The organism is Streptomyces sp. ICN903 (genome assembly GCF_022015835.1).
GTDB classification, from domain to species: domain Bacteria; phylum Actinomycetota; class Actinomycetes; order Streptomycetales; family Streptomycetaceae; genus Streptomyces; species Streptomyces fenghuangensis.
Genome location: NZ_JAKMAY010000250.1, coordinates 1 through 8,601, shown reverse-complemented (window position 1 = coordinate 8,601; position 8,601 = coordinate 1). Strand labels below are relative to the sequence as shown.

At 72.5% G+C, this 8,601-nt stretch carries 6 protein-coding genes; 2 read left to right on the top strand and 4 right to left on the bottom strand.

Going from position 1 to position 8,601, the window contains the following annotated elements:
- Window positions 1-82: 82 nt before the first annotated feature.
- Window positions 83-634 (top strand): acyl-CoA thioesterase, encoded by a 552-nt coding sequence (locus L7D48_RS22005; RefSeq protein ID WP_237881660.1) that lies wholly within the window; start codon window positions 83-85, stop codon window positions 632-634.
- A 24-nt stretch (window positions 635-658) separates the two neighbouring features.
- Here the strand turns inward: L7D48_RS22005 and L7D48_RS22000 are convergent, their stop codons facing one another.
- Window positions 659-2,272, bottom strand: a complete 1,614-nt coding sequence (locus tag L7D48_RS22000; protein ID WP_237881658.1) for an LCP family protein — start codon at window positions 2,270-2,272, stop codon at window positions 659-661.
- A gap of 147 nt (window positions 2,273-2,419) precedes the next feature.
- Here L7D48_RS22000 and L7D48_RS21995 point away from each other — a divergent pair, with 147 nt between their 5' ends.
- Window positions 2,420-3,463 carry a glycosyltransferase family 2 protein gene (locus L7D48_RS21995; protein WP_279951399.1) on the top strand — a complete coding sequence of 348 codons (1,044 nt, stop codon included), beginning with the start codon at window positions 2,420-2,422 and terminating at the stop codon, window positions 3,461-3,463.
- A gap of 108 nt (window positions 3,464-3,571) precedes the next feature.
- On the opposite strand, the gene L7D48_RS21990 is transcribed toward L7D48_RS21995, so the two are convergent.
- The 3 genes from L7D48_RS21990 to L7D48_RS21980 form a co-directional block, all read right to left on the bottom strand.
- Window positions 3,572-5,269, bottom strand: coding sequence for an LCP family protein (locus L7D48_RS21990; protein ID WP_374493247.1), 1,698 nt, complete (start codon window positions 5,267-5,269; stop codon window positions 3,572-3,574).
- A 50-nt stretch (window positions 5,270-5,319) separates the two neighbouring features.
- Entirely contained in the window at window positions 5,320-7,152 is a 1,833-nt protein-coding gene (locus L7D48_RS21985; protein WP_237881656.1) for an LCP family protein, read from the bottom strand.
- 252 nt (window positions 7,153-7,404) lie between these two features.
- The coding region (locus L7D48_RS21980; protein ID WP_237881654.1) for an LCP family protein at window positions 7,405-8,601 on the bottom strand (1,197 nt) is incomplete at its 5' end.

Here is an 8,601-nt window from a genome sequence, read left to right as displayed (position 1 = left end):
GGGTACGAGGGGGCGTGCGGGGCGTGCGGGATCACACCGGGCCGTGCCGTTCCGCCCGGGACGGGCGGCTTAGGGTGGAAGCATGACCACTCAGGCCCAGGCCACCTCGCACGAACTGCCGGGCAAGCCCACCGCGGCGTCCCGCACCACCCTGTCCCACATCATGACGGGGAACGACACCAACCTCCTCGGCACCGTCCACGGCGGTGTGATCATGAAGCTGGTCGACGACGCGGCGGGCGCGGTCGCCGGGCGGCACTCCGGAGGTCCGGCGGTCACGGCGTCGATGGACGAGATGGTCTTCCTGGAGCCGGTCCGGGTGGGCGATCTGGTGCATGTGAAGGCCCAGGTGAACTGGACCGGCCGGTCCTCGATGGAGGTCGGCGTGCGGGTGCTGGCCGAGCGGTGGAACGAGTCCACGCCCGCCACCCAGGTCGCCTCCGCCTACCTGGTGTTCACCGCGGTCGACGAGAACGGCCGGCCGCGGCCCGTACCGCCGGTGGTCCCCGAGTCCGAGCGCGACAAGCGGCGCTGGCAGGAGGCGCAGATCCGGCGTACGCACCGGCTCGCCCGGCGCCGCGCCATCAAGGAGCTGCGCGACCGGCGGGCGGCCGAGGGCATGACGGAGGACTGAGGGCCGTACGGTCCGCTCCCGCGGTCACGGGCAGACGGCCTCGTCGCCCGTGACCGCTTTCCCGCCCCCGCCCTCCGGGCGCGCGGACTCCTCCGCCTCCTCCGCCTCCTTCGCCTTCGGCGCCGGAGCGGCGGAGGACTCGGGAGTGTGGCGCACCCGCAGCACCCCGCGGTGGCCGGAGCCCAGTACGACCTCCATCACCCGTCCCTGCCCCTTGACCTCCTCCAGCTTCGCTCCGGGCAGCGCGGTGGCCAGGGTGCGCGCCGAGCGGTCCCACTCGGGGTCGTGGCGGATGACCGTGTGCCGTACGTCCTGCTTCTCCGCGCCGCGCGGGGTGCCGGTGGTGTCGAAGCCGGTGGCGCGCAGCTCGCGGTCCACCCGCGCTCCGAGGGCGGCGATCGGCGTGCCGTTCTCGATCTGCACCCGGATCTTCCCCGGGTCCACCCCGACCGGGAGGGGGCCGGACGGACGCGCCGCGGCGCCCGGCTCCTCGTCGAGGTTCTTGCCGTCGCGCCCCGTTCCGTGTCCCGCGGCACGCCCCGTGCCGTGCCGCTCGGTGCCGTCTTCCGCTTTCGCGCCCGCCGCGGTGCCGGGCGACAGCGGCCGGTCCAGGCGCAGCGCCGCGAACATCTTCCCGGCCTTCTCCTCGTCCCAGGTCACGGTGGAACCGATGCCGGGCACGCTGTGGTCGGGGTCCTCCAGGGGCACCGAGGCGAACTCCGAGGAGGCCGCGGTGAAGTCGCGCATCGCCCGCCCCAGGGCCAGTAGTTCGCGGGCGCCGAAGTCCCGGTCGGCGCGCACCGACCCCAGGAGCGCCGAGGCGACCCGGCGCAGCCGGACGGGGTCGGTCAGCACGCCGTTCCCGGTCGCCTCGTCGATCACGGAGGCCAGGAAGCGCTGCTGGCGCTTGATGCGGCCGAGGTCTCCCTCGGCGTCGACCTGCCGGGCACGGACGTACTGCAGGGCCTGCCCGCCGTCGAGCCGGGTGGTGCCGGCGGGCAGGTCGAGCCCGCTGCGGCTGTCGGTCAGCGGCCGGGTGGTGCACACCGGGACGCCGCCCAGGGCGTCGACGGTCCGCATGAAGCTGGTGAAGTCGACTTCCAGGTAGTGGTCGACGCGTACCCCCGTCATCTTCTCGACGGTGCGGACGGTCAGATGTGGACCGCCGAGCGAGTAGGCGGCGTTGATCTTCCCGGTGCGGCCGGTGCGGAGCTCGCCGGTGGCGGGGTCGGTGTACGGGGGGAACTCGGTGTACGAGTCGCGGGGGATGCTCACCACGCTGGCCCGGTCGCGGTCGGCGGACAGGTGCACCAGCATGAGCGTGTCGGTGCAGTTGCACGGGGTCCCGCCGAGGGAGTACCGCTGCCGCTCCTCCTCGGTGACGGTGTCGCGCCCGTCGGTGCCGACGACCAGGAAGTTGAGGCCGTCGCCGCTCCGGGGGCGGTGGCTGAGCCCGTGGAAGGGGTCCACCCGCTCCAGCCGGCCGTCCAGCCCGGAGACCAGTGCGTGGCCGATGCCGCCGGCCATCAGCACCATCGCCGAGACGGCGGTGGCCGCCCGGAAGCCCCAGCGGGACAGGCCCCGCCGCTTCGGCCGGGGACGGGCGTGGCGACCGCGCTGACGGGACCGTGCGGGCATCGGGGAAGCACCTCCGTGGCGGTGGGGGCCAGGAAGCGGCCAACATAGGCCCATACGATCTACGGACCACCGGTCCCACGCCGCCCGCCGCCCGCGGCCACCCGGCTGCCGTGCGAGCGCGTCACCCGATCGCGGTACCGTGACCCGGTGAGCTCTCCTGTCGAACCCACCTCCCCGGCCGCGGCGCCGCCCGCGGTCTCCGTGATCATGCCGGTGCTCAACGAGGAGCGTCATCTGCGCAGCTCGGTGCGGCACATCCTGGAGCAGGACTACGCCGGCGAGCTGGAGGTCGTGATCGCGCTCGGTCCCTCCGAGGACCGCACCGACGCCATCGCCGCCGAGCTGGTCCGCGAGGACCCGCGGGTGCGCACCGTGCCCAACCCCACCGGCCGCACCCCCGCCGGTCTCAACGCGGCCATCGCGGCCTCCCGCCACCCGGTCGTGGTGCGGGTGGACGGGCACGGGATGCTCTCGCCGAACTACATCGCGACCGCCGTGCGGCTGCTGGAGGAGACCGGCGCGGCCAACGTCGGCGGCATCATGCACGCCGAGGGCGAGAACGACTGGGAGAAGGCCGTGGCCGCCGCCATGACCTCCAGGATCGGGGTGGGGAACGCGGCCTTCCACACCGGTGGCGAGGCGGGCGAGGCCGAGACGGTCTACCTGGGCGTCTTCCGCCGCGAGGTGCTGGAGCGGCAGGGCGGCTACAACGAGGAGTTCATCCGGGCGCAGGACTGGGAGCTGAACTTCCGCATCCGCCAGGACGGCGGGCTGATCTGGTTCTCGCCCGAGCTGCTGGTCTCCTACCGCCCCCGGCCCAGCGTCCGCGCGCTGGCCAAGCAGTACCGCAACTACGGCCGCTGGCGTCATGTGGTGGCCCGCTACCACTCGGGTTCGATCAACCTGCGCTACCTGGCGCCGCCGGCGGCCGTACTGGCCATCGGGGCGGGACTGGTGGCGGGCGCGCTGGTCACGCCGTGGGCCCTGGTCGTCCCGGGCGGCTACCTGGCGGCCATCACCGCGGGTTCGGTCCCGGCGGGAAGGGGGCTGCCGTTCGGGGCGCGGGTGCGCATCCCGCTGGCGCTGGCCACCATGCACATGTCCTGGGGCTGGGGCTTCCTGACGAGTCCTCGGAAGCTGGCGGAGAAGGTGAAGGCCAGCCGCCGGGAGCCGGTGACGGCCGGCGGCTGACCTGGGCCCGCCCCGCACACCGCGGGCCGCGCCCCCGTCCCCAGGAGGTGCGGCCCGTTCCCGTACGCCCGTCCGCCCCCGCCCCGAAGGGGGCACCGGGTCACCGGGTCACCAGGTGTGGGCGGGGTTGACGTTCATGCACTTCTCCTCGTCGCCGTTGAGCGCGTTCGCGCTCTCGGGGGCGCCGCGCTCGTCGTCCTCCTCGGTGGCGGGCTGCCCGGGATAGGCGTTCCCCTCCCGCCAGTCGGCGCCGATCACCACGGTGACCTGCTCGACTCCGGCGGACTGGCGTGCGGAGCGCTCGGGCAGGCCCAGGGCCTCGGCCACGGCCAGGGCGTCGCCGCGCAGGTCCTCGCTCGGGTACGACACGGTGCTGTCGGCCTGGGGGGCCTCCTCCGGGTCGGTTTCGGCCTGGTCGAAGCCGAGCCGCCGCAGCTCCTCGGCGATGGCTCCCGCGCGGCCGTTGACGGGTCCGAGGGTGACGGTGCGGGTGCCGTTGCGGACCTGCACCGGGATCTCGCCGGCCGGAGCGGCGGGGTCGGAGGTCTTCTTCTCCTTCTTGGGCTCGTCCTTGCCGTCGAGGGCGATGTCGTCCCGGATGAGGGAGAAGACCTTCTCGGCGTCGCCGGGCTTGGGCACCACGTAGCTGCCGCCGTCGGAGTACTCCCACGGCATGGTGACCATGGTGATCCGCTCGGTGGGGACCTGCTTGAGTTCGTTGCCCAGGTCGTAGAGGTCCTTGACGCCCTCGATGCCGTCGTCGACGGTGAGCGCCTTGGTGGCGGCCTCGGCGAGCGACCTGAGCTTGCCCGGGTCGGTGAGCTTGGTGCCCGCCTTGAGCTGGCGCACCATCGAGTTCATGTACATGTGCTGGGCCCGGGCCCGGCCGATGTCCGTGCCGTCCCCGAAACCGTGCCGGGTGCGCAGCCACTGCAGGGCCTGCTCGCCGCGGATGGTGGTCTCGCCCTCCTCCAGGCGCAGACCGGACCTCCGGTCGTGGACGTTGGCGTCCACGCAGACCGGGACGCCGCCCACCGCGTCGGCCATGTCCACCACACCCGCGAAGTCGATCATCATGAAGTGGTCGACGGGTATGCCGGTCAGCTCCATCCAGGTGGCGACGGTGCAGCCCGGACCGCCGTACTGGAGGCTTGAGTTGATCTTTCCGGTGCTCTGCGGGTGGACCGTGCCGTCCTCGGGGTCGGTGCACTCGGGGATGGTCACCTTGGTGTCCCGGGGGATGCTGAGCACCGAGATGCTGTCGCGGTCGGCCGAGAGGTGCAGCAGCATCTGGACGTCGGCCAGCGGCTTGCGCCCCACGTCGTCCCGGGAGCCGCCGAGTTCGAGGTTCCGCTCGGAGTTACGGCTGTCGGAACCCAGCAGCAGGATGTTGAGGGGGGTGCGGCCCTCCGCGTTCTGCCGGTGCTTGAGCTGGTTGTCGCCGAGGGTGAGGGGCTTCCTGGTGAGGTTGCCGTTGAGGTGCTCGTAGTAGAGGTAGCCGGCGCCCGCCGTGCCGAGTATCAGCACGGACAGGGAGAGCGCCGTCCAGCGCAGCACCCGCCTGCCGCGGCCGGCCGGCCGCTTCGGGCCGCCGGCGCGGTGGCCCGGACCGCCGGACGCGGGCGCCGTGCCCCCGGGGCCGCCGGCCCCGCTCTCCCCGCCTTCCCGGCTCTGTCCGGACCTCACGGACCCCTCCGGTTCCCCGGATGCGTCCGGCTCGTCGTACATGCTGTCGTTCCAGCCGAAGTCCTCCGGCCGAGGGGCGCGTTCGTGTGCGTCCTTCCCCCCTGCGGTGCGCTGCCCCAACGGGCCCTCTCCCTACGACTCGGCCCGTGCGCGGAAGCGGCGCGCGGGAATCACTTGGCGCATATCTTCTCGTCGGCTTCCACTTTCCCGAGGTCCTCCGGAGCCTTCGCCGGGGCGGCGATGGGGACGCCGGCCTCCTTGAAGTCGGCGCCGAGCGTCAGCACCATCGGTTCCATCGGCCCGGCGTCCACGGAGCCGGGCTTCAGGGCCGAGGCGGGCAGCCCCATGATGTCGGCGAGCTTGCGGGCCTGGTCGGCCTGGTTGGGCCCGTACTCCAGGGTCGTTTTGTCGAGCTGCTCGGGCGCGTTGCCGCCGTTGCTGGACTTCAGCACGCTCTGGGTGTTCTGCAGCCAGGTGAGCGTCGTCTGCGCGGCCCCGGCGATCTCCCCGCCGTTGAGGATCTCCACGCGTACGTCGGAGGCCGCGGCCCGCTCGCCCTTGAGCAGCGCCTCCTGCTCCTTCTTGGCCTTGTCCTTGGCGGCCTTCTCCTTCTTCTCCACCTCGGTGAAGGAGACGTCCTCGCGCAGCATCGCGAAGACCTGGGCGGCCTTGGGCTGCTCGAGGACGACCGTGGCCCTGATCTTCTCCGCGGGGTTGTCCTTGACCGGGACCGTCAGGAAGGAGATGTTCTTGGTCTTGATGCCGCTGAGCTCCCTGCCCAGGTCGCTCAGCTTCTTGATGGTGCCTATGCCGGTGTCGACGGTGAGCGCGTTGGTGGCCGCTTCCGCCAGGTCCCACAGCTTGCCCGGGTCGGTGAGGGTGTCGTTCGACTTGAACTGGCGGATCATCGAGCTCAGGAACTGCTGCTGGACCTTGATGCGGTCCAGGTCGCCCTTGTTCCCGAAACTGCCGCGGGTGCGGACGAAGGCCAGCGCCTGCTCACCCTCGACGACGCTCTCGCCGGCGGGGAGTTTGAGGTGGGACTTGGGGTCGTCGACCGGTTTCTCCAGGCAGACCGGGACACCGCCGACGGCGGTGGTCAGGGTCTTGACGGCGTTGAAGTCCGCCATCATGAAGTGGTGGACGTCCAGCCCCGTCAGCTTCTTGACGGTGCGCATGGTGCAGCCCGGGTCCCGGCCCGCCTGGCCGAGGCTGACGTTGAACCGGGCGTTCTGCTCGCCCGGGATGACCTTGGTGGTGCCGTCCTCCTGCTTGGTGGGGCAGTCGGGGATGTCGGTCCTCAGGTCCCGGGGGATGCTCATCACGGTCGCGTTGGTGCGGTCCGCCGAGACGTGGAAGAGGAACGTGGTGTCGGCGTGGCCCGGGCTGTCGTTGTCGCCGTAGCCCTCGTTGCCCTCGCCGGTGCGCTTGTCGGTGCCGATCAGCAGGATGTTGAGCGGGCCGTCGCTGCCGAAGCCGCCCTCGGCGGCGTCACCGACGTCGACGGTGTCGATGTTGCCGTTGAAGTGCTCGTAGGCGAGGTAGACGGCGACGGCGGTGCCGGTGAACAGGAAGGCCGTCACGCCGCCCGTCCACAGCAGCACCTTCTTCTTCGTGGACTTCTTCGGCCTGGCCTTGCGCCGTGAGGCCGCCCTGCCGCCCGCGGCCTGCCGCGCGGCCGCGCGGCCGCCGGCCGCCTTGCGCGCCGCGGCCCGTCCGGCCGGCTTCCCGCCGGCCGCCGCACCGTTTCCCGCGCCGTCCTCCGGCCTGCCGTCGCCCTCCGGACGCCGCCTGCGCTGCCGGGGCACCTCGCCGTGCGGCGTGGCCGACCGCCGGCCGGCGCGGGGTGCGGCCCCGCCGGACGGCGAGGACGGGCGGGGGGAGGGGGACGGTCGCGCAGCGGGGGTCGACGGTCGCAGCTTGTAGTCGCCCGTCTCCGGGTCGAACACCCACTGGTCTGCGGGATCGATGTCACCCGCCCGCCCACGGCTTTGCGCGTCCACGGTTGCCTGAGTCCTCCGTCGTGCCACGCAGCGCCTTCCCTGCCAGGCATCAAGGCGCTCGGTCGGTCTCCAGCGGTGCGCAGCGTTCATGGGCGAGCGCACCGGATTGCTCACACTATCTGCCGCGGCCCGGTGTCAAGCACCCCTGCAGGCAGGTTACTTTCTTCCTCAAACAGACATTCCATTCCAATCCCTCGAGCGGTTCCCTGTGCTGTTTCTCTCGCGTTCTCCCGCGTTCCGACGCACCCGCGCTCATCCGCACAGGCTCTCGGCGGCGCTGTCCGAGGACTCCCCGGCGGACGGGGAACCGGACGGGGAACCGGTGGGCGAACCGGCGGACGGGCCGCTCGGCTCCGGAGCCCCGGTCCCGGCGTCCGACGCGGGGATCCCGGCCCCGGCGGACGGCCCGCCTGACGGTCCGGCGGAGGGGGATCCGGAAGGCGGCAGCCCTTCCTCCGGCACCGGCCGGTCCTCGCGCAGCGCCTCGAACAGCAGGTCCGCGTCCGGCTGCACCAGCTCGTCGCGGTTGGGGTTGTAGGTGTACGGCCGCCGCGGCACGGTCATGAACCGCACCCGCTCCTCGGGTATGCCGCGGACGCCGCTGACCAGGTCGTACAGCTCCGGGAGCGAGTCCAGTCCGGGGTCGGCCGTGAGCGACGACGTCACCGCGTCCAGCACCCGGTAGAGCTCGGCCGGGTCGGTCAGGAGCCCGTCGTCGCGCACCTGGCTCAGCATGGCGGCCAGGAACTCCTGCTGCCGCTCCATCCGCTGGGTGTCGCTGCCGTCGCCGATGCCCTTGCGGGCGCGCACGTAGCCGAGGGCCTGTTCGCCGTCGAGCCGCTGGGGTCCGGCGTCCAGGACGAGGTGCGCCTCGGGGTCGTTCACGGGCTCGGCCAGGCACACCTCGACGCCGCCGACCGCGTCCACCAGCTTCTCGAAGCCGGTGAAGTCCACGATCAGGTGGTGGTCCACGCGGATGCCGGTCAGGTTCTCGACGGTGCGGATCGTGCAGGCCGCCCCGCCCATCTCGTAGGCCCAGTTGAACTGCGCGAACAGCGGCCCGGATTTCGTGCCGTCGGGCCCGGGGCACTCGGGTATGTCCACCATCAGGTCGCGCGGTATCGACACCCCGGTGGCGCTGGAGCGGTCGGCGGACAGGTGGAGCAGGATCGTGGTGTCGGAGCGCTGGGTGCCGCTGTCCCGCCCGTACCTGCCGTTGTCGCCGCTGCGGTCGTCGGAGCCGATGAGCAGGATGTTCTTCGCCTCGTGCACGACCGCGGCGGGACGCTCCCGGTCGAAGCGCCGCAGCTGGTCGACGGCCTCCGTGTCGGTGCGGATGTTGCCGTCGAGCCTGTTGTAGAGGGCCCAGGCCGCGCCGCCCGCCGCGAGTACGGCGAGCGACGCGCCCAGCGCGGCCCAGCGCAGCCACCGGCGGCGGGGCCGGGGCGG

Bases quoted from the DNA above. Each gene is read 5' to 3' on its own strand.
- L7D48_RS22000 (WP_237881658.1), bottom strand. From the start codon at position 2,272: ATGCCCGCACGGTCCCGTCAGCGCGGTCGCCACGCCCGTCCCCGGCCG.
- L7D48_RS22005 (WP_237881660.1), top strand. From the start codon at position 83: ATGACCACTCAGGCCCAGGCCACCTCGCACGAACTGCCGGGCAAGCCC.